The following is an 18,409-nucleotide window of genomic DNA, read 5'->3' on the forward strand; positions in this document are numbered from 1 at the left end:
GCTTACTCCACGACGTCGAGGACGGAGTAGGGGTAGGACGGCACCTCGACCCACTCCTCGCTCTCGGTGTCGAAGCGTGTCTCGACGGCGTTCTTCAGGCTCTGGAACAGCCCCTCGCCGATGGTCACGGTCTCGCCACGCACGATGCGCACGCTGCGGCCGTTGCAGCCCAGGAAGACCGGCTGCTTATCCTTGCCGTCCTTGTGGATCTGGACCTTGTAGCGCTTCTCGCCACGGCGCACGGCGATGCCGGTGTCGGCCTCATTGGTCGAGGGCTCGTCCTTGGGGTCGGCCTGGCCGAGCTTCTCGCGGATCTTGGCACGAATGGTGTCGTCGCCAGGGTTGCCCTTGAGGCTGATCTCGAGGATGCGCGCCTGCTCCTTGAGCTCGTCGGAGGTCAGGGCGTTGAGGTCGGTGGTATCGGTCATGATCTAGCTCCTGCGGCCCTCACGGGCGGCATGGTCGAGGAAGAGCGGGCCGCCTGTGGGCGGCCCGCTCGGTCACTGGCTCGCGCCAGGCTTACAGGTCGGAGGCGGCCACCTCAAGGCGGACCATCCAGGCCTCGTTGGCGCGGAAGCCCTTCCAGTAGGTCTTCCAGCCCACCCAGCCGACTTGGCCGAGCTTGTCGTTGGAGTCGATCTGACCCGGCTGGCGGATCTTCATCTCCACGGCTTCCTTACCCTTGAGGGCGATGTGGCCGTAGGCGTCCTGCCCGAAGTAGACGATCGGGTAGACGTCGGCCTGGCCCGGAGAGCCGCCGGAGGTGGTGATGACGCCGTTGGTGGTCGGGTCGCCGCCGGCATCCTCGAAGGCCTCGAGGACCGGGGTCAGGACGTAGCGCACGTCCTCGACCTTGCCGATCTCGTAGGGCAGCGGTTTCATGCTGCCGTACTTCTCGGTGGGCACGAAGCCCGGCATGTCGCGGATGTCGGCCTCCAGGTGGGTGTGCGCCACGGCGATGAAAGCGGCATCGATGGCCTCGGTGCCGTACTTCACGCTGGAGCTCACCATCTTGGTGACCTTCTTGGCACGCTCGACCTTCAGGGCACGGGTGACGGCGCGCTGCTTGGCCAGGCTGACCACCGAGTTGACGTCGGTGCGCGCGGAGCCGTTGGCGTAGAACACATTGGTCCCGCCGCGCAGGATGCCCCACATCAGCGACTCGATGGTCTCGGCGGACTGCTCGCCGGTCAGCTCGGTAGCGTCCTTGAGCACCGGATCCTCGGCCAGATCCTGGACCTTGTCGGTCAGCTCGACGACGTCGCCATACTGGTCGAGGGTGACAGACACGTCCTCGTACTGCATGGCCTTGGAGGTCGGGGCCGCGCCTTCGGTGAGCGGGGTCTTGGACAGGGCCAGCGGCACCGGGCGGCGGAACTTCACGCTCTCCGACTTGTTCTTCGGCACCGGCTTCGACATGCCGTACTTGGCCAGGCAGACGATCGGCTCGGCGTGCTTGAGGTGCTGGGTCATGGCCCAGTAGGTGGTCCGCTGGTTCAGACCGGAGTAGTTAGTCTGGCTCATAGTGTTGGTCCATGCGTGTCAGATAGGAAAGGCGTTGCGGTGTGCCCTTTCGCTTGCTCACACGGAGGATCCACAAGAAGGCCCCGCGTCCCGAAAGAGGCAGGGCCTTGAGGGTTCGTCCGCTTGCTGCGCGGCGGGCTTGCGCTTCGCCGGGTAGGAGGTGTCGAGCGGCCGGGTGGCGGCTCAGTCCTTATCGGCGAAGTAGTTGAACAGCGCATCCTCATCATCGTCGGGGATGGCGCTGCGTTGCCGACCGCCCCGGCTGGGGACAGTGCGGGCGTTCTCCAGCGTGCGCTGACGGCGCTGCCGGAGATTCTGGTTAGGCTGCTCCTGAGCCGCCCCGGTAGAGGTCTTGAAGGTGCCCAGCAGATAGGCGGCGTCCGCGGCGCTATCGCTGGAAAACATCTCCTGGACCCGGGGCGGCTGCTGCTGCAGCCAGCTGTGGAACTCGGGCCGGTTGACGGTCTCCCGCCAGTCCGGATGTTGCTGTTCGAGCGCGGCGATCTCGGAGTTGAAGGCCTGCTGCTCGGCCTGCTGCTGGATCGGTGTCAGTTGGCCTTTCAGCTGTTCGATTTGCGACTCGTACTGCTTCTGCATGGCGCCGATCTGCTGCTCAATGCCGCGGGCGATCTCGGGGAAGTCGGCCTTGAGCTGATCCCATTCCTCGTTGCTGTAGCCGGAGCCCTGCGGGTTGTCGCTCCCCTGGTCCTGGCCTTGGCCACCCTGACCAGCGGCAGGCTGGCCGCTCTCCTGGAGCTTGCGGTTCTCCTCCTGCAGCTCCTGGATCTTGCGCTGCAGGGCGTTCTGCCGGCCGAGGTCCGACTGGTAGCGGTGCTGCCAGGTCTGGGCCTCCTGGCGCAGCCGGTCGAGCTCGGCTTGGGGATCCTCATCGCCCTCCTGGGGCGCGGGGTCGCCGCCACCTTGGGGGGCGTCACCGCCATCGCCCGGGGCGTCGTCATCACGGGCGAATCGGCCATTGTCATCACGCGGCTGACCGCCATCGAGGTCATCGGCCGGCGCGTCGTCGCCCCGGGCTTCAGCCTGGGGATCCTCGGGGCTGACCGGGCCATCACCAGCGAACTCGTCGAAGTAGGCATCGGCCTGGGCATCTTCGAACTCCTGGTCGTGCTCAGGTGCGGCGTTGGGTTTGGTGCTCATGCTTCCTCCAGCGGCCCTCACGGGCGGCCATCGGGTGGGTTATTGGTAGGTGTCGGCGACGACCATCGGTGCATCGTCCGGAGTGCTCAGTGCGAGCAGCTCGTCCATGGCTTCAATCCGGCCACGCTGCTGCTCGCTGCGGTCGTCCTTGATCAGCGCCTCAATGGCATCATCGCGCTGGGCATGGGCCCACTCGAGGACGGCGGCCCAAGTGTCGGAGCTGGGGTCGATCTTCGCCATGGATGCCTCAGTAGCTGTCGTGGCCCATGGCCATGTTCTGTTCGCGGGCCAAGCGGTCGTTCTGCTGCTCGGTCATTTCGGCGGCCTTGGTGTCGCGCTGGGTCTGTAGCTGGGCGGCAGTCTTCTGCATATCGGCCTCGAGCTTCGAGGACTCGAGCTGCAGCCTGGCCTCAAGCTCGGCCATGGTGAGCCCCCGCTTAAGGGCCAGCTCGGCCAGCTTGACCTCTTGGTCGCTCTGCAGCTGGGCGCCCTTGTACTGCTGCTCCCACTGCTGCTCCTGGCTCCTGAGCTGGAGATCAGCCTGATCCCGCTGGGCCTTGGCCTGAGCCTCCTGCTGCTTGAGCTGGAGCTCGGCCATCTTCAGCTGGGTCTCGGGATCACCCTGCTGGGCGCGCGCCTCGCGCTCCTTCTGGATCTCACCGTCACTGCGGGTGAGTTGCTCGTATGGCACCTCAAGGGCTTTGGCCAGCTCGCGGTCAAGACCGGCCCAGTCGCGGCGGATCGCCAGCTCGGGATTGCCGGCCGAGAGGTTGGCGTAGGCCATCAGGTTCTGCTGCTGCTTCTCGCGGACCAGTAGAGCGCCGGAACCGCGCGCATCGACGCTGTAATCGCCCTTGATGCTCGGATCGTCGCTGTACTGCATGTTCCAGTCGTAGAAGCGGCTGATGGTCGGTCGAGTGATGTCGTCGTCCCAGTTCTTGACCGCCCGGCGCAGCACGATGTTGGCGCTGTTCATCAGCATCGCCATGCCGGAGCTGGTGTCGGTGACGTGGGCGGCCTGCTCGCCCTGGGCGATCAATGGCAGGTTGGTCTCTTCGTCGGCCAGCTGGCGAGCCATCTGGAAGATAGCGGCCAGCTCCTGCTGATGATTGGGGATGGTGAAGCTGGCGAAGGCCTCGCGGACATCCCGGGTCTTGTCGTTGAGATAGTAGAGCTTCTTCTTGCCGGGCTGGCTCGACCACTTGCCGTCAGCCGGTTCAATCAGATGACGGTTAGCGACGATGATGTCGCTCGCCGAGCTGCCGGCGTTGTCGAGCATCATCCGCCAGGCGGCGTTGATCACCACCTGGGGCTGACGCATCAGGTAGGGGATGCCGAAGCCGAAGATCGCGCTCTCATCGGTCTCCCAGTTGAAGACTGAGTAGGGCCGGTCATCGGTGTCCATCGGGTTCAACACCACCTTCAGCACGCTGTTGCCACTGAAGAACACCACCGCTTCGACCTCGTCGTCGAGCTCGTCGATCTGCTCCATGTCGACGTCCTGTCGAGATTCGGACAGGGCGTCGATCAGCTCATCCTTGGCGATCGGACCGTGGTATTCCCACACCTCGTACTTGGTGTCATTGCGCACCGAGTCGACACCAGTGATCCCTCGGATGTCGTTGACGTAGTCCTTGGCGATCTGAGTGCTGTCCTTGCCACCACGGACCACCGCCCGGATCTGCTCGAGCAAGGCGCCGGGCAGACGGGCGAACTCGCGCAGCTGCCGCTTGCTCCAGAGGTGGCGCTCGAAGATGAACTCGCACTCGTCGACGGTGCGCGCGCTCATATCAGGGAAGAAATCCCAGGGATCTACGCGCTCTACCGAAGGCTCGATGGCCTCCTCGATGGTCAGCACCGATGTGCCGTCGTCGCCAGTGTCCCAACGCTTCTTGACCCGGCCCACGATAATCGGGCCCTTTACGACCCCGGTTCCCATCAGCGCCGCGTCATGGATGACGTCACGGCACTTGATCTGGAAGCGGCCTTCCTTGAGCTGGTCGTCGATCTCCGACTGCATCGCGGCGGCCTTCTTCTTGGCCTCGCGATTGACCGCCTCGGCGAGCTTGGACTTGTCGATCGGCTGGCCGCCCGGGCTCTGCATCATCTCACCCGGCTCGACGTTGTCCAGCTCCGGCACCGGCGTAGGCTTGATGGCCCAGTTGCGGTCGTCGGTGGGGAACAGCATGTCCTGCAGCCGGGCCTCGGCGGCGTTGGTCTTGTTGCGGGTGATGTTGACGTAGACCTTGCTGCCCTCGGCCTGGCTGAGCCGAGAGGCCGTCGCCGGGTCGTACTCGCCGTGGTACTGGCGGTAGTCCTCAAGCCAGCGGGTCTCGAGCGACGCACGTCTCTGGACCTGCTCGTGAGCCATGCGGGACAGCCGGGTGGCGAACACCTGCAGGCGCTCGGCGGCCTGTTCCTGCTCGCCTGGCTGCTGGTCAGGCCCTTGGGCCTTGTCGTCTTCTTTCGGGTGCATCAGCGCCTCACGGCAGTGATCGGGGATGGGGTCAGTAACCGGCGGTGGTGTCGGCGATCGTGTCCTCGACCATCGCCACACGCTTGCGAACAGGCTCGGCGAAGGTCAGTGCCAGGGCATCGCCGGCGTCCGGGGAGCGCAGGCCACGCTTGCGCATGTCCTCCTTACTCTCGAGTATCCGCCGCTGGTTCGAGTCGTACTTGTAGGACGGGCCGCAGAGATCGGCGTGGAGGTCGTTGCGGTCAGGGATCATCACCGGCATGTCATCGTCAAGCCAGTTGCGCATCTCCCACCACATCTCGGCGCGCTTATTGCGGTACAGCTCCGGGTCGCCAGCCGCGCTGCCGAAGTTCACCGCCTCGATGATCTCGCCGTAGCCCAGCTCCTCGAGGCGATCGACCACCCCGGCGCCGATACCGCCGACGTCGATGGCCACCTGGGCAGGCCGCTCCTTCTTGATGATCGTTGCCACGATGCCGGCCACCTCCATGGTGCTGCGCCCTAGGTAGGTCTCGACGTCGTAGGCCGCCCGGTTGCGCCGACGGATGATCGCGGTTCGGTCGTCGCCGAAGCGCGCCGGGTCTACGCCGATCTTCAGCGGGCCGCTTCCCAGGCACTTGTACTGGCGGGCCGCGACCACCGGCTCCGGCTTGATCAGGGTGTCCCCCCCGGAGACCTGGAAGGCCTCCTGGGCGGTCATCGGATATTCCTGCTTGAAGGCGCTGACCCCGTCCACGCCATCGGCGGACAGCTCGGCGATCTTGTGCCGCCGAAACATCAGCTGCTCGTCATCCAGCCCGAAAAGCTGGGCGAGCTTCTCTTCCTCGGCGCTCTGGCTGAAGCCGTCGGGAACCGGCTTGCGGTACTCGTCCTGCCAGTACCAGGGCACGAAGATGGCGATGTACTCGCTCTCGCCGGTCTCGGCCGCCTGCCACTGCTGGTGGAAGTAGTTGCCGATGCCGTTGGCGGTGCTCTCCAGGATCACCTCGGTGTCAGCAGCATCGGGGATCGCCTGCATCACGCCCTTGGCGTGCTCGCTGGCATGTGGCCAGAAGGCGACCTCCGAGCCGTGGAAATACTGCACCGTGGTGCCACGGCCGACCGCCTTATTGCCCGCGGTGCCGACCTTGTAGCCCGAGTCAAGGCGCGAGAAGTAGAGCTCCCTGGCGTTGCTCGCCCCGGTGGTCGGCTTGACCAGCGGCGGGCAGTGCTCGTGATAGCGCTCGGCCATCTCGAACAGCGCCGCGGTGGACTCGGCCTCGTGGGTCAGAATGAAGGCCCGCACGCCTTTGCGGTGCGACACCAGCCAGTAGAGCCGGCCCTCGGTGTAGGTCGAGGCGCCCTGCTGGCGACCCTTGAGGAGGATCGCCCGGACCTTGCCGGTCTGGCGCTTCTGCTCCTCGAGGCAAGCATGGATGTGGCGCTGCGCCTTGTTGAGAGCGAAGGGCTCGACCCGACCTCGCTTGGTGCGGATCTTCAGGGCCCGCGGGGCGTAGTGCTCGAAGTCGTCCTTCAGCTTGCGGCGGATCTCGCGCTCACGGTCGTTCATGCCAGCTCGTCGAGCGCTTCTTCATGAGTCATGGACAGGCCGCCGGAAAGCTCGGTGCGTTCTTTGAAGGCCTGGACATCGACATGCTTGCCGAGTAGCTCCAGGTTCTTCACCTTGTCCGGCCACTTGATCTTCTTCAGCAGGCCGGTCTGCTCTCTCTCCTCGCCATACCCTTCCCAGAGCTCGGCCACGTCCATCGCCGACAAGGTGCGGCGCCAGGCCTTGGGCCACTGCTTCACCGGCAGGATGCTGCCGTCATCAGCGAGAATGTCAGCCACGTCCATCTGGTCGATCTCTACCAGGCGCTTGAGCACATAGGTGGCGTCGACCGAGAACTCCTCCTCGGCCTTCTTGGCGACGACTTCCTGCAGCTCAGAAACCCTTGACGCGACATTGACGTTCTTCAGCAGGCGAGAGGCGCTCGACGCGATGTCGGCGGGCTTCATCCGACCGGCTGCCTTGAAGGCCTGACGGTAGGCCTCGCTGGCGTTGTGGGTCAGGGCGTACTGCTGGGCGAATGCCTCGTGTCTCGGGTTCTTGAGCTTGCTCATATCGTCTGCGCGGACCTCTCGGCCGGCGTCTCCATGAATGAGGTGATGCGGCAGCCGGGCTCTCACCGACTCACGGTTAGGCAGTGGCCACATGGCGTACCCGTCGCAGGCTCCTCTGCGCAGTACCGCATCAGGGTGCCGGGCGTCTCACGACGAGCCGGCGGATCGGGCAGCGCCTCGCGGCGTGGCCCTACCCCGTCTCACGGTCAGGGGTGCCCGAGATACGGATCACCTCCTCGTCTTCCCGCTGGGGATCTCGTAGCATCTGAAGCCAAGCCCACAGCCGGAAACCACTCAGATGCCCATCTATCAAGTGCACTACGCCTACGCTGGAGATAGGAAAATTCACACCATCACTCGCAACGGAGAGCTGGACGACCAAGAGGTCCAACAAGTCTTGGTGGAGTTTCTTGATCTCGACCGTCAGGGGGCTGATTCGTATGCAGAGGTATTGCAGCGAAACCACGTGCATGTGGATCACTGGGAAAGGATTGGGTAGTCCTCAGCTTTCCGCCATAGCCATCGACAGCGGCCCGCTGGAGTGCAGCCGCTCGCGCAGCAGGTAGCCTTCCAGCATCCAGATCTTCTCCCTGGCGTTGCGCCTGGCGATCTGCCGGCCCAGCTCGGGGTCGAAGTTCTCCCGGCTGGCACAGGCGCTCTCGCCGGTGACGGTAAAGCCGTTCTCCAGGTGGAGCAGGCAGACGGTGACGGTGGTGCCCGGGAAGACGTGGTAGTCCTCGCCCTGGATCTTCTCGTCCAGGGTGTCCGGGGTGACGCGCGGCGCGGTCAGGCCGCGGTCGCGGATCTGCTGTTCGACTTGCTGGTCATCGCTCATGGTTATCTCCTTCGCATGGGTTGAGCGCCCCGCGGGCGATTCTGTCAACACGCTTCTTCACCTGAGTGGATGAAAATGCGAGACGCTCACCGATGCGGTTATCGGTTGGGGCGGACGATGCCCTTGATGGCATCCATGAAGCCGCTGGGGCGCTGCCCGGCGGCGACTTGCTTGTCCTGGCTGCGCTTGTGGACGTTGATGCCCAGGATGGCCAGGGCCACCGACCACATCGGCGTGAGGGCCGTCACTGCTTGGGCCAGGCTGCCGGCCTGTGACGGGTCGCGGACCAGGGCCCAGCCGATGGCGCCGCTCTGCAGCAACCAGGCCAAGGCGACAAGGTAGCCGAACGTCGGACGCCAGCGACGCACGAAGGCGTCCTCGCTCTGCGTCTCGGCGCGGATGGTCTTGTTGATCTCGGCTAGGCGGGCGGTTTCCTCGGCGGCCTTGGCCGCTTCTGCCTCCAGGCGCAGCTTCTCCAGCTCGAGGCGATGGTCGTTATCGATGCGCTTCAGCTCCGCGAGCTTCGCCGGGTCTTGCAGCGCTCCAGCCAGGCCTTCAGGAGTGTTCTCGACACCCAGCAGCCCAGTGACCATGCGGGCGGCACCAGCAGTGATGCCTCCAGCAGTAGGCCCGCCAAGCGCAGTGGCCACGGCGGGCGCGTGTTCGGCGACGGCCTCGATCGCATCCTTCCAGTCCATTAGTGGCCTCCGGTCGTAATCAGATCGGCCAGCACCTTGCCGACGATGGAGAGGAAGGCGCCAAGCAACAGCATCAGGACGGCGCCGGCAGCCGACCAACGTCCCATCAGGCGCTTATGCCCCTGCTTGCCCATCGCCTCGGCAACGGCGTGACGAGTTTCCACCTCGCGGAGGCGCTGGGAATGGTCGGTGAGGTGTGTCTCGTGGGCCTCGATCTTGGCGCCCTGGCTGTTCTGGCGCTCCTGCATCTGCGCCACTTGCTTGTTCAGTTCTGCGACGCCGGCCTCGATCCGGTCGAGCTGGGTCTGGTTGCTCGGCACTTGCGACATAGTCACCCCGCCCCCTCGCTGCAGGGCGATAACTCGAATACCCTTCGCAGCCATCCATAGGAGAATGCCTCCTGGCTCTCGCGCCCCTCGGCCAGCTCGATCAGGAAGCCCATCCGCAGGGCGTTGAGCGCGGCGGCCATCACGTCCAACCCCGGGCGGCCCCGGGTATCGTGGTAGGCCTCCAGGGCGCCCAACGTGGCCGGCCCCACGGCACCGTCCACGGCGATGTCGCCGTAGTCGCGCTCGACGCGGTTGAGCACGTTGAGCAGCCGCTGAAGGTCACGCCCAGGGCGGCCCGGGCCCGAGTGGTAGCCGTAGTCGAACAGGTACTCGGCCAGACGCTCGTGGTGCTCGGCGATGTCATCCAGGCGCAGGCTGTGCCAGTAGCGGTCGGCGGCGATCTCGCGAGCCAGCGCCAGAGGCAGCTCGCGCATATCACCCTGATAGCCGTGCTCGCGAGCCACGGCCTCGGTCACGCCGTAGCGTGTCGGGCCGCCGCGATCGGCCGGGTGATTCACATAGCCGCCCTCCCGGTCGATCAGCTCATCGACCAGGCGGCGCTGCAGGGGGTGGGACATGAAAGGTCTCCGGCGCCTCACGGCGTGAGAGAAAACGGAAAGGCCCCACCAGGAACTGGCAGGGCCGGATATGCGAAAGGCCCGCCGAAGCGAGCCTTTTGAAGTCATGGGCTGTTTTGGGCATACGCCGTCCAGCCTACCGAGAAGGGTATATCTAACCCCTCACTATGTCCAGTCGTAATGATCGATTCATTAGATAAGGCGTCATGCCGCCTGCTGGAGCTCCTCCTCGACCAGCCATGCGCGCAGCTGCTTGCGAGCTCGCGACGCGCACTCCTGAATGGCGCGCACGGACTCATACGGCCGCGCCACGTACTCAGCCATTCCCAATTGCCTCAGCAGCAGCGCCTGCCGCTCCACCGCCTGCTCGGCAGTCACCATCCATACGCTCTCACCCAGCTTGTCCGGGCGGATCCGGGCCGCCTGCAGCAGCATCGCCGCGGCCTGACGTTTCGGCAGCCGATTCAGCAGCCAGGCGCAGGCCTTGTGCCATTCACTGTCCGGCCGATAGCGCTCGGCGGCGAGCATCGCCTGGTCCACGGCCCTGCCGCTGCCCGGCATCGGCACGTTCCCGGTCACGCTGAACGGCTGATAGCCCACGCCGTCGTGGCGGCGCACCAGCTGCAGCTCGAGCATGGTGTCGATCAACCGACTCACCGCCGCGTCCCGGGCCGTCGAATCCGTGGCCGCTGCCTCGACCACGGCCCAGGGGTTCGGGTGCTTCTTCCAGTCATCAAGCATCGCCATGGTCTCGCTCCTTGTGTTGCTCGGCTGCGTGCTGTGCAGCTTTCGGGGTCTTGTGCCAACCCAGGGATTCATTGCGGTAGCTGAGAAGGAACCAGTCGCCGTTGTGGCCGACCCATCTCGCCACCCGGTAGCGGCCGCAATCGCTCACGGCCAGCCACTCGTTGCCATCGCGCTTTGCCCACTTCATCCGCGCCGCCTCGGATCGTTCTGATACCGGGCGTCCCGGGGTTTCTCCTGCTGCTTGTCGGCCACCCTGCCCTCCTGTCCGGTGCTGTCAGCCTGTCCGTCCGGCGCGTCCGGTTTGTCCGCTATCCCCTATGGCGGATAAACCGCCGCTTATCCTCTGGAGCGGATAATCCATGGCGCTGGCGGGCAACCGCATCACAGCGCCGGTCGTACTGGACGCACTGCCTCGCCTTGGCCGCCACAGTCAGCGCACGCCCTGGATAAATGTCTCGCCACTGCATGGCGTAGAAGGATTGCCAGCCGAGCCCCAGCCCAAGCCCTGGCGGGATCCGCAGCGCAGCGCGAGGAGGAAGGTCTCCAACGGCGTCCCGCACGGTCCTGGGCCTCACGCGGAATCGCGTCATGCCTCGCCCTCCAGCTCGATGATCTCGATGGTGGTGCCGGTCACCGCCTGGCGGTTGATCTCGGCCGGCTCGAGGATCACCCGACGGACATGGGCCTCGGTGTCGTCGGCCAGCACCCCAGCCTTGACCAGGGCATCCTCGAGGAGCTTGGCCGTCATGCTGGCGTTGCTGGTGTCTCGGCGGCGCACGCCCTTGCCCAGCCGCGGACGGAAGACCAAATCGACCCGCCCTGACACCGGCTGGATACCGGCAGCGCGGACGGCGGCCAGGGTGGCGCGACAGGCGTCATCCTTGGCCTTCTTCCGCTTCGCCCAGTGGACGCCGGCATAGATGGCGTTGGTGCTGGGCCCCAGGTACTCGACGAACAGGTGCATCAGTCGCCCTCCATCAGGTGGAAGCCGCTGGCCATCAGCTCGCGGGCCACGGCCTCGGCCGCTTCATCGCGGCGTCGCCTGGCGCTCTGGATAGAGCGCTCGGGGTTGGCGTATCGGTACGGCTCGGCCGTCACGGCATCCATCTCGTCCTGCGCCTCGGCCAGTCGGCGGCCGGCAGGGCTGCTGATCGACATCATGGGCGGACCTCCTTGGTCAGCTTTCTCCACTCGCGGTCCACGGCCAGGCACGCACTGCCGATGAGTGCGCCCTGCTTATCCGGCGATAGCTCGGTGCGATCCTCGGCCTCGTGCAGCCGGCACAGTGCCGAGCGAATCGGGTGATCGTCCGGCACGCCCATGCGGAACAGCTGGACGGGGAGCTGGGTGTAGTCGATGTCGGTCACGCTGCCTCCTCCTTCTCCTCGATAATCCGCCAAGCCTTGACCAGCTCGGCCTTCGTCTCGCCGTCGAACGCCCTCACAGCCCGGGACAGCGTGTCCCGCAGGAATGCCGGCTGGCGGTCTCGCAGGGCCTTGTTGCTGTGGATCTGCTGGTGACAGTCACGGACGTGGCCATAGATCGGGTCGCAGGCCGGCATGACGAACGAGTCAGGGGCCTTCAATCCCATCCCCGAAAGGCCGTACATACCGACCAGGTGGTGAGCTGCGACGCCGCCCGTGGCGCCACATACCGAGCACGGCAGCGTGCGCACCCACGCCAGATAGACCTCGCTGCGCCACCGGTTGTCGTTGGCCGCCTGGCGCCGCGGAGCACTGCGCTTCTCCCGCTTGCGATTCATCGGCGCCTTGGCCTTGAGCTCGCTGCGATTCTGGATCGGGGTCTTCCGCTTGAGCGGGCCGGTGCGCTTCACTCGTCGTCCTCCCACGGGTCGCCGAACATGTCCTCGCAGGTCTGCTCGAAGATGCAGTCCTGGCACAGCGCCTCGCCGTCATCGCTGACGACCACAGCCGGCTCGTCACACTTCTCGCATTCGCCGAGATCGAACATCACTCCACCTCCTTCGCTTCTGCCAGCGCATCGAACAGCGCGTCAGTGATCAGGGCCAGCTCGACGATCTGCCAGACGACCAGCCCCGCGGCGGCAACGGTGCCCGCGATGACGAGCCAGAATGGAATGCGCTTCATGCTGCCTCCCCGAATTCTCTGGCCAGCTCCATGTACTCGCTGTCGAACGGATGCGTCAGCGGTATGCCGAACTCTGTCGCCCAGCTATCCACTTGCGTCAGGAAGTGGTGCATCTCGCCAGAATCAAGCTCGCTGGTCTTGCGGAGCTCGTAGCGCTTGTCGACGGCGCCAGTGCGCAGGTCGATGTCGCTGACCTCCTCATGCCCCAGGAATGTCCGCTTGAGGTTCCGCTTCACGCTGTCCTTATCCATGGCAGTGCCGTCGGCGAACGAGGTCTTGCCGCGCCCGATGAAGAAGCCCGCGATCTCTTCGCACCACATGTGGAACATGGCGTTCTGTGGCAGCGATCGGCGGGTTCCGGTGATCTTGACGTTGCAGGGGAAACCCTTCTCTCGGATGGCGCTGGTAAGGCGCTGGAGATCGAAGGCGCCGTTGAGCCGAATGGTGGTGCTCATGCCGCCACCCCGCTGACCCGATACCCGAGCTCCATGTCCCTGTCCGCCCAGCCCGCCAGCCACCAGTGGCGGCGGCACATGGGCGAGGCCTCGCGCTCCTCTACCGGCGCACCGGTCTCCGAGGCCTGGCTGGGATGCGGGCACTCGCTGGCCGAGAGGTTCCTGCTTCGGGCTTCACGCCCGGCGATGTAGTCAGCGTTCATGCAGCACCTCCCGATCCGCCGCCCTCGACGACATACAGCCGATACTCGTGCGGCCGGGTGCCGGCATCCCCCGGCACCTCCTGGCTGGCGATGGTCTGGCCGTAGCCGCGCAGCTCGCGGATGCGCGCAGAGATGGCGGCGTGGCTGTCCTGCTGGCCGAAGCGCTCGAGGATGGCGTCGGCGATCTCGTGGAGCTGGAGCCAGCCGGCGGCGTCGCGGAGCACGAGGTAGGTCCGGCCCAGCTGGCTGTGCGGGTTGTCGAGGCGGCGGCCGCGGCGCGGCGCCAGTGCGGTGACGTTGCTCATGACTCGAGCTCCTCTGCATAGCGCTTCGGCGCCAGGTCTTCGAAGCGGGCATGGCTCAGCCGCGAAACGACGTGCACGGTGTCGGTCACGCCCTCTCGCTGCTTGCCGATGATGATCTCGGCCAGGCCTTTGTTGTCGGGGTTGTCCGGGTGGTAAACCTCGTCCCGGTAGAGGAACAGGATCGTGTCGGCTTCCTGCTCGATGGCGGATGAGTCCTTGAGGTCGCCCATGTTCGGGCGCTTGTTGGGGCGCTGCTCCAGGGAGCGGTTGAGCTGGGAGAGCAGCATCACCGGGCAGTCGAACTCCTTGGCGATGGACTTGGCCCCGGCCACCACCTCCTCGATGCCGAGGTCGTGGCGCTTGTGGTTGCCCTCGACCTTCACCTTGCCCAGGTAGTCGATCATCACCAGGCCGACCCGGCCGTGGCGGTCATGGATCTCCTTCGCCTGGGCGCGGATCTGCGAGATGGTCCGCGGGGTCTCGTGGTTGATGTACAGGTCGGCGCTGTTGATCTGGCTGATCGGGTACGCCATGCGGGCCATGTACTCGTCGATGCGATCCTCATGGCCACGCGGGTCGCGCAAGGCGGCGATCGGGATGTCGCCGATGCCAGCGACCAGCCGGTTGAACAGCGCCGGGCGCTTCATCTCGAGGCTCTCGATCAGCACCGGCGCCTGGCCGCCCAGCGCGGCGCGCAGGCTGTTCATCATGAAGGCCGTCTTGCCCATCGACGGGCGCCCGCCGACCACCACCAGCTCGCCGGGCTTCATGCCCATGGTGGCCTCATCCAGATCGCGCAGGCCGTAGGAGAGCCCCATGGACTCCTCCTGGCCGGAGTAGCGCAGGTCGAAGGGCGTGATGAAGTCGTGGTCGAGGTATTCGGCGGCGCGCATCAGGCGGTCACGCGAGGAGCGGCGCAGCGACTCCAGGCGCCCCTGCAGCTCGGTGATCAGATCGGCGGTATCCACGCCGCGGTCGGCGATCCGCTGCTCGGCATCGGGCAGCGTGCCCAGCAGCTGCCGGCGCTGGGCCAGATCAGCCACCACGTCGGCGTAGTGGATGGCGTTGCTGGCCACCGGCACCGCGCGGGCGATCTCGGCCAGGTCGCCCAGCGTGCCCACGCTGCCCATCAGGCCGTTAGCCTCTAGGTGGTCGCCCAAGGTCACGAGGTCGCACGGCTTGCCATCGCGCGCCAGGTTGATGATCCCGCCCCAGACCGTGCGGTGCTGGGCGAGATAGAAGTCGTCAGGGCGCACGATCTCGGCCAGGTCGGCCACCTGGTCGTTCTCCAGCATGGCCGCCCCGATGACCGACAGCTCGGCGTCCTGGCTGTAGAGCATGGTCATGAACGCCCCCGATAAGATTCCCAGTTGAACAGCACGACGGGGCTGGTCTCGCGCAGGCGATCCACCACCCGCTCGCCGAGCCAGGCCCGGAGGTCTTCGCTCATGAGGTTGGTGATGATCACCGTCGGCCGGCAGGCGTCGTAACGCTGGCCGAGCAAGCTGTAGGTGAGGTTCAGCTCGTTGTCGGAGCCCTTGCCGACGCCGATCTCGTCGATCACCAGCAGCGGGGCCGCCACCAGCTCGTCGAGGATCTCGGCCTCGCTCTCGCCGTTGCCGCCGTAGGAAGCGCGCACCCGCGAGAACAGGGCCGGCGCTGTCACGTACCGGGCAGGCACGGCCAGGCTGCGCGTGGCGTAGCGGATCAGGCCGACGGCCAGGTGAGTCTTGCCGGTGCCCATGTTGCCCATCAGCACCAGGCCATCACCGGTCTCGAGGTGGCCGGCCAGGCCCTTGGCGTACTCGCAGACCTGGCGGTGCGCGGCGTCCTGCTCGTCGCTGTCGCTGACATAGCTCTTGAGCGTGGCGCCCTGTAGGCGGCGCGGAACGCCAGAGGCCTCGAACATGGCCTGGCCACGTAGGCGGCGCAGGTCTTCGGCCTGGCTGGCGTCGCGCTCGGCCTGGTGCTGTTCGATGGTCTCGGCCGAGCAGTGCGGGCAGCCGGTCCAGCGCTGACCACCCAGGTTGAGCAGCACGGACTCGTACTCGCCGTGGCGCTCACATTGCGCGGGCCGCGTCTGCATGGCCCCGCGGATGCTGGTCGCTGTCATAGTGAGAACGTCCCGTCAGCGCGCGGCGTCAGGCCGGCGGCGTTGGCTTGGTCCAGACCGGTGTGCTTCGGCCGGGGGCGGTGGTCGTCAAGGCGATGGACGTTGGCCGGCGGCTGCTCGGCGTAACCGATGAACTGCTCGATCTTGTCGGCGTTGCGCAGGATCAGGCCCAGCTCGTTGTAGCGCTTGCGCCCCGGGTTCTCGCCCATGTGGTACGGCGAGAGGCTGCAGCCGGTGATGGCTGACTTCACGTCGTCCAGGCTGTAGGAATCCAGGGCCTTGGTGATCAGGCGCTTCCGGTTGTCGTCCAGCACGGTGCGGTCTGACTTGCCCATGGCTTCACGCCAGTGATCGAACACCGCCCGGACGTCGTCAGACGGACGAGAGGGTTTATCTGAACCCCTCGGGGTTGAACCCCTAACCCCTGAACCCCTCTCTGAGGCGTTTCCGCAATACCCCTCTTGCGTTTCCGCACTAGGGTTCGAGGCGTTTCCGCAATACCCCTCTTGCGTTTCCGCACCACCCAAAGAGCGGGACATGAAGATGCGACGCTCGACGATCTGCTTGCCTTCTTTCACCAGCTCCACGCGGACCCATCCGGCCTGCTCAAGCCGAGCGATGATGCGTGAGACGCGGGACGGCGACAGGTCGAAGAACTCGGCCAGCGCCTTGTTGGTCTTGAAACACCCGCGCTCGGGATGCTGAAGGCTGTCGATCTCGATCAGCATCACCTTCTCCTGAAGGCTCAACTCCCGATTCATCCAGATGTCGGCCGGGATCCAGACGCCCCGGAATGCACGGTGATCGCTCATGCTCAAAGCTCCAGCTCGCGCGTCACGCGGGCGATGAATTCGTCATAGGTCTCGGTCATCTCGACGCCGGCTGCTTCTCGCCCGCGGCGGATACGCTTGGCGTTCTCGTACCACTGCCAGCGCACCGGCTCAGGCAGGTGGCGGAACGATCGGTAGCTGGGCTCGGCGCCGGCCAGGGGTTTGCGGTCTTGTGCGGTCTGCATTACGCTTCTCCCGTCACTTGCGTGATCCTTGAAGCCCGGCCCTCGCTCCCCAGCGCGCCGGGCTTCTTCGTTTCTATGTGTCCTACTAGGACCTATCGCTGGAATGACCGGGCTCACGCCCGGCCACCCTCCACCACCCTCAGTTCAGGGCGACGGCGACGCAGGGCGTACAGCTGCCCCTGGACGTCGTCCAGGCATGCCTCGAGAACCACGTCCTCCACGCCGATGCGTCGCGACTTGGCCTCCTGCCGGGCGTTCTCCTGGGCCTCGGGCGACATCTGCGCGAAAACCCGCTTCAGTGAATCGCGACTGACCATCGCGAACTCCTTGGCCCTGTCAGGCCGATTGAAATTGGTTAATGCTGTTTCCTGAGAGCTGGCGATCGGCCATTTCGGCCAGCAGGCGCTCGAGCTCCTGCATCTCGTCAGCCGGGGGCGCTTCGCCGCTGGCCAGCTTCGCCAGCAAGGCCTCGCGGCGCTTCCGAAGAACCTCGAGGCCGAGCAGCGTGGCCTCGTGAACCAACGGGGCGAGCTTGCCGCCGTGGCGCATCGCCGCCTCCGCCTGAACCTGTTCGAACTCGTCGTCAGTGAAGCGGGGCTTCACCAGGTGTCGCAGGTGCTCCCCTTCGGGCTTGTGACGGCGATCAGCGAGGTGTGAAAGCATGGGCAGTTCCTTCTGTTGCTTCAGGGATGCCGCGGCCTTCACAGGCAGGCGGTTGGGGAAATCAGGCGGCCCGGGTGCGGTCGCCAAAGATGTCGGGGCGAAGGCCTTCGATGGTCAGTCCGCCGCGGGATGCGTCTTCGAGCCGCTTGGCCAGCTCGAGCGATGCCCTGCGGTGGCCGCCAGCGAGCTGCCAGAGATGTGCGACAGAGGTGCCGGCTCTTTCTGCCAGTGCCTCACGCTCTGCGCTGTCGTTCTGGCCAAGCCAGTCGCGAAGTTGTTGGGACATGGTCATCTCCTCCGTGATGCCCACAATTTAGCGTTGCGCTAATCTTTTTGCAAGCAGGGAGTTAGCGCCATGCATATTTATCGCTGTGCTAATGGCTGCGATTCTGGCGGCATGGACATATACGAGATTCGCAGAGCGAACCTGCTGCGCCTGATGCAGGGAAGGACCAAGGCGGCGTGCGCTGACAAGTGGGATACGTCGGCTTCCACGATCAGCCAGATCACCTCCAAGAACCCGAACCGGAACCTGGGGGATCAGCTCGCTCGCAAGATTGAGCGCATGGAGGGGTTGGCGCCGGGCTGGCTGGACACCGACCAGGGCAGCCACCGGGGTTCCGGGAGCGTCTCCCAGCACCCGGCGATGTACGAGACCAATATCGCACCGCCGCCGCGCCTTGCCGGCTATGTGCCGGTGCTGTCATGGATTCAGGCCGGCAACTGGCAGGAGGTGGTCAGCGTCGATGATCTGGGCGAGGACGCCGACCAGGTGCCTCGTCCGCCAAACTGCTCAGCTTCAACCTTCGCTCTGCGCGTGCGTGGTCAGTCGATGGCTCCCAAATACGAGCCGAACCTGATCATCTACGTGGATCCCGAGGTGATGCCTTTCGATGGTGACGACGTGGTGGCCATGCTCACTGAGCACGGCGGGGCCGAGGCCACATTCAAGCAGCTGGTCGAGGAGCCTGGCGGGCAACGCCTGCTTAAAGCTCGCAATCCGGCCTGGCCCGATCCCTGGATACCGATCAACGGGAACTGCGAGATCATTGGCGTGGTGATCGGGTCGCTGTGGCTCAGGGCGCCTAGAGCAAGCTGACAG

Annotated in this window: 30 protein-coding genes; 1 reads left to right on the forward strand and 29 read right to left on the reverse strand. The window is 65.6% G+C overall.

Annotated features, from left to right (window positions below):
* Nucleotides 1–2: 2 nt before the first annotated feature.
* The 29 genes from QC818_RS14155 to QC818_RS14295 form a co-directional block, all read right to left on the reverse strand.
* Nucleotides 3–428, reverse strand: a complete 426-nt coding sequence (locus tag QC818_RS14155) for a hypothetical protein (protein ID WP_309653509.1) — start codon at nt 426–428, stop codon at nt 3–5.
* A 91-nt stretch (nt 429–519) separates the two neighbouring features.
* Entirely contained in the window at nt 520–1,524 is a 1,005-nt protein-coding gene (locus tag QC818_RS14160; RefSeq protein ID WP_309653510.1) for a N4-gp56 family major capsid protein, read from the reverse strand.
* A gap of 183 nt (nt 1,525–1,707) precedes the next feature.
* Nucleotides 1,708–2,682, reverse strand: a complete 975-nt coding sequence (locus QC818_RS14165) for a hypothetical protein (RefSeq protein WP_309653511.1) — start codon at nt 2,680–2,682, stop codon at nt 1,708–1,710.
* Nucleotides 2,683–2,721: 39 nt separating this feature from the next.
* Nucleotides 2,722–2,922, reverse strand: coding sequence for a hypothetical protein (locus QC818_RS14170; protein WP_309653512.1), 201 nt, complete (start codon nt 2,920–2,922; stop codon nt 2,722–2,724).
* A 7-nt stretch (nt 2,923–2,929) separates the two neighbouring features.
* On the reverse strand, nt 2,930–5,158 hold the full coding sequence (locus tag QC818_RS14175; protein WP_309653513.1) for a hypothetical protein: 2,229 nt from the start codon (nt 5,156–5,158) through the stop codon (nt 2,930–2,932).
* A 31-nt stretch (nt 5,159–5,189) separates the two neighbouring features.
* Nucleotides 5,190–6,707: a hypothetical protein gene (locus QC818_RS14180; RefSeq protein WP_309653514.1), complete on the reverse strand. Its 1,518-nt coding sequence runs from the start codon at nt 6,705–6,707 to the stop codon at nt 5,190–5,192.
* Complete coding sequence (locus QC818_RS14185; protein WP_309653515.1) at nt 6,704–7,258, reverse strand: terminase small subunit; 555 nt, start codon at nt 7,256–7,258, stop codon at nt 6,704–6,706. The genes QC818_RS14180 and QC818_RS14185 overlap by 4 nt, the downstream gene beginning before the upstream one ends.
* Before the next feature lie 502 nt (nt 7,259–7,760).
* Nucleotides 7,761–8,093, reverse strand: coding sequence for a Gp49 family protein (locus tag QC818_RS14190; protein ID WP_309653516.1), 333 nt, complete (start codon nt 8,091–8,093; stop codon nt 7,761–7,763).
* Nucleotides 8,094–8,191: 98 nt separating this feature from the next.
* The gene (locus tag QC818_RS14195) at nt 8,192–8,791 is read right to left on the reverse strand and encodes a 3TM-type holin (protein WP_309653517.1); all 600 of its coding nucleotides are present in this window, start codon (nt 8,789–8,791) and stop codon (nt 8,192–8,194) included.
* Complete coding sequence (locus tag QC818_RS14200; RefSeq protein ID WP_309653518.1) at nt 8,791–9,120, reverse strand: hypothetical protein; 330 nt, start codon at nt 9,118–9,120, stop codon at nt 8,791–8,793. The genes QC818_RS14195 and QC818_RS14200 overlap by 1 nt, the downstream gene beginning before the upstream one ends.
* Before the next feature lie 2 nt (nt 9,121–9,122).
* Nucleotides 9,123–9,698, reverse strand: a complete 576-nt coding sequence (locus tag QC818_RS14205; RefSeq protein WP_309653519.1) for a glycoside hydrolase family 108 protein — start codon at nt 9,696–9,698, stop codon at nt 9,123–9,125.
* Nucleotides 9,699–9,902: 204 nt separating this feature from the next.
* Nucleotides 9,903–10,445 carry a hypothetical protein gene (locus QC818_RS14210; protein WP_309653520.1) on the reverse strand — a complete coding sequence of 181 codons (543 nt, stop codon included), beginning with the start codon at nt 10,443–10,445 and terminating at the stop codon, nt 9,903–9,905.
* A complete protein-coding gene (locus QC818_RS14215; RefSeq protein ID WP_309653521.1) occupies nt 10,432–10,632 on the reverse strand; it encodes a hypothetical protein in 201 nt (66 codons plus the stop codon). The genes QC818_RS14210 and QC818_RS14215 overlap by 14 nt, the downstream gene beginning before the upstream one ends.
* A gap of 399 nt (nt 10,633–11,031) precedes the next feature.
* Nucleotides 11,032–11,409, reverse strand: a complete 378-nt coding sequence (locus tag QC818_RS14220) for a RusA family crossover junction endodeoxyribonuclease (RefSeq protein WP_309653522.1) — start codon at nt 11,407–11,409, stop codon at nt 11,032–11,034.
* Entirely contained in the window at nt 11,409–11,606 is a 198-nt protein-coding gene (locus tag QC818_RS14225) for a hypothetical protein (RefSeq protein WP_309653523.1), read from the reverse strand. Before QC818_RS14225 ends, QC818_RS14220 begins: the two co-directional genes overlap by 1 nt.
* A complete protein-coding gene (locus QC818_RS14230) occupies nt 11,603–11,812 on the reverse strand; it encodes a hypothetical protein (RefSeq protein ID WP_309653524.1) in 210 nt (69 codons plus the stop codon). The genes QC818_RS14225 and QC818_RS14230 overlap by 4 nt, the downstream gene beginning before the upstream one ends.
* On the reverse strand, nt 11,809–12,279 hold the full coding sequence (locus QC818_RS14235) for a DUF968 domain-containing protein (RefSeq protein WP_309653525.1): 471 nt from the start codon (nt 12,277–12,279) through the stop codon (nt 11,809–11,811). Before QC818_RS14235 ends, QC818_RS14230 begins: the two co-directional genes overlap by 4 nt.
* The gene (locus QC818_RS14240) at nt 12,276–12,416 is read right to left on the reverse strand and encodes a hypothetical protein (protein ID WP_309653526.1); all 141 of its coding nucleotides are present in this window, start codon (nt 12,414–12,416) and stop codon (nt 12,276–12,278) included. Before QC818_RS14240 ends, QC818_RS14235 begins: the two co-directional genes overlap by 4 nt.
* Nucleotides 12,416–12,553 (reverse strand): hypothetical protein, encoded by a 138-nt coding sequence (locus QC818_RS14245; protein WP_309653527.1) that lies wholly within the window; start codon nt 12,551–12,553, stop codon nt 12,416–12,418. The genes QC818_RS14240 and QC818_RS14245 overlap by 1 nt, the downstream gene beginning before the upstream one ends.
* Nucleotides 12,550–13,008 (reverse strand): NinB/YbcN family protein, encoded by a 459-nt coding sequence (locus QC818_RS14250; RefSeq protein ID WP_309653528.1) that lies wholly within the window; start codon nt 13,006–13,008, stop codon nt 12,550–12,552. Before QC818_RS14250 ends, QC818_RS14245 begins: the two co-directional genes overlap by 4 nt.
* The gene (locus QC818_RS14255; RefSeq protein WP_309653529.1) at nt 13,005–13,211 is read right to left on the reverse strand and encodes a hypothetical protein; all 207 of its coding nucleotides are present in this window, start codon (nt 13,209–13,211) and stop codon (nt 13,005–13,007) included. The genes QC818_RS14250 and QC818_RS14255 overlap by 4 nt, the downstream gene beginning before the upstream one ends.
* Nucleotides 13,208–13,516: a hypothetical protein gene (locus tag QC818_RS14260; protein ID WP_309653530.1), complete on the reverse strand. Its 309-nt coding sequence runs from the start codon at nt 13,514–13,516 to the stop codon at nt 13,208–13,210. Before QC818_RS14260 ends, QC818_RS14255 begins: the two co-directional genes overlap by 4 nt.
* Nucleotides 13,513–14,862: a replicative DNA helicase gene (locus QC818_RS14265; RefSeq protein WP_309653531.1), complete on the reverse strand. Its 1,350-nt coding sequence runs from the start codon at nt 14,860–14,862 to the stop codon at nt 13,513–13,515. The genes QC818_RS14260 and QC818_RS14265 overlap by 4 nt, the downstream gene beginning before the upstream one ends.
* Nucleotides 14,859–15,629 (reverse strand): ATP-binding protein, encoded by a 771-nt coding sequence (locus tag QC818_RS14270; protein ID WP_309653532.1) that lies wholly within the window; start codon nt 15,627–15,629, stop codon nt 14,859–14,861. The genes QC818_RS14265 and QC818_RS14270 overlap by 4 nt, the downstream gene beginning before the upstream one ends.
* On the reverse strand, nt 15,626–16,441 hold the full coding sequence (locus tag QC818_RS14275) for a helix-turn-helix domain-containing protein (RefSeq protein WP_309653533.1): 816 nt from the start codon (nt 16,439–16,441) through the stop codon (nt 15,626–15,628). The genes QC818_RS14270 and QC818_RS14275 overlap by 4 nt, the downstream gene beginning before the upstream one ends.
* A 2-nt stretch (nt 16,442–16,443) precedes the next feature.
* A complete protein-coding gene (locus QC818_RS14280; protein ID WP_309653534.1) occupies nt 16,444–16,644 on the reverse strand; it encodes a hypothetical protein in 201 nt (66 codons plus the stop codon).
* Between the two features lie 113 nt (nt 16,645–16,757).
* On the reverse strand, nt 16,758–16,961 hold the full coding sequence (locus QC818_RS14285; RefSeq protein ID WP_309653535.1) for a hypothetical protein: 204 nt from the start codon (nt 16,959–16,961) through the stop codon (nt 16,758–16,760).
* 19 nt (nt 16,962–16,980) lie between these two features.
* Nucleotides 16,981–17,307 (reverse strand): hypothetical protein, encoded by a 327-nt coding sequence (locus tag QC818_RS14290; RefSeq protein WP_309653536.1) that lies wholly within the window; start codon nt 17,305–17,307, stop codon nt 16,981–16,983.
* A gap of 61 nt (nt 17,308–17,368) precedes the next feature.
* Nucleotides 17,369–17,593 carry a helix-turn-helix domain-containing protein gene (locus QC818_RS14295; protein ID WP_309653537.1) on the reverse strand — a complete coding sequence of 75 codons (225 nt, stop codon included), beginning with the start codon at nt 17,591–17,593 and terminating at the stop codon, nt 17,369–17,371.
* 69 nt (nt 17,594–17,662) lie between these two features.
* Here QC818_RS14295 and QC818_RS14300 point away from each other — a divergent pair, with 69 nt between their 5' ends.
* Nucleotides 17,663–18,406, forward strand: a complete 744-nt coding sequence (locus QC818_RS14300) for a LexA family protein (protein WP_309653538.1) — start codon at nt 17,663–17,665, stop codon at nt 18,404–18,406.
* Nucleotides 18,407–18,409: the final 3 nt, after the last annotated feature.

It is taken from the genome of Halomonas koreensis, assembly GCF_031451675.1.
Taxonomy (GTDB): domain Bacteria; phylum Pseudomonadota; class Gammaproteobacteria; order Pseudomonadales; family Halomonadaceae; genus Halomonas; species Halomonas koreensis.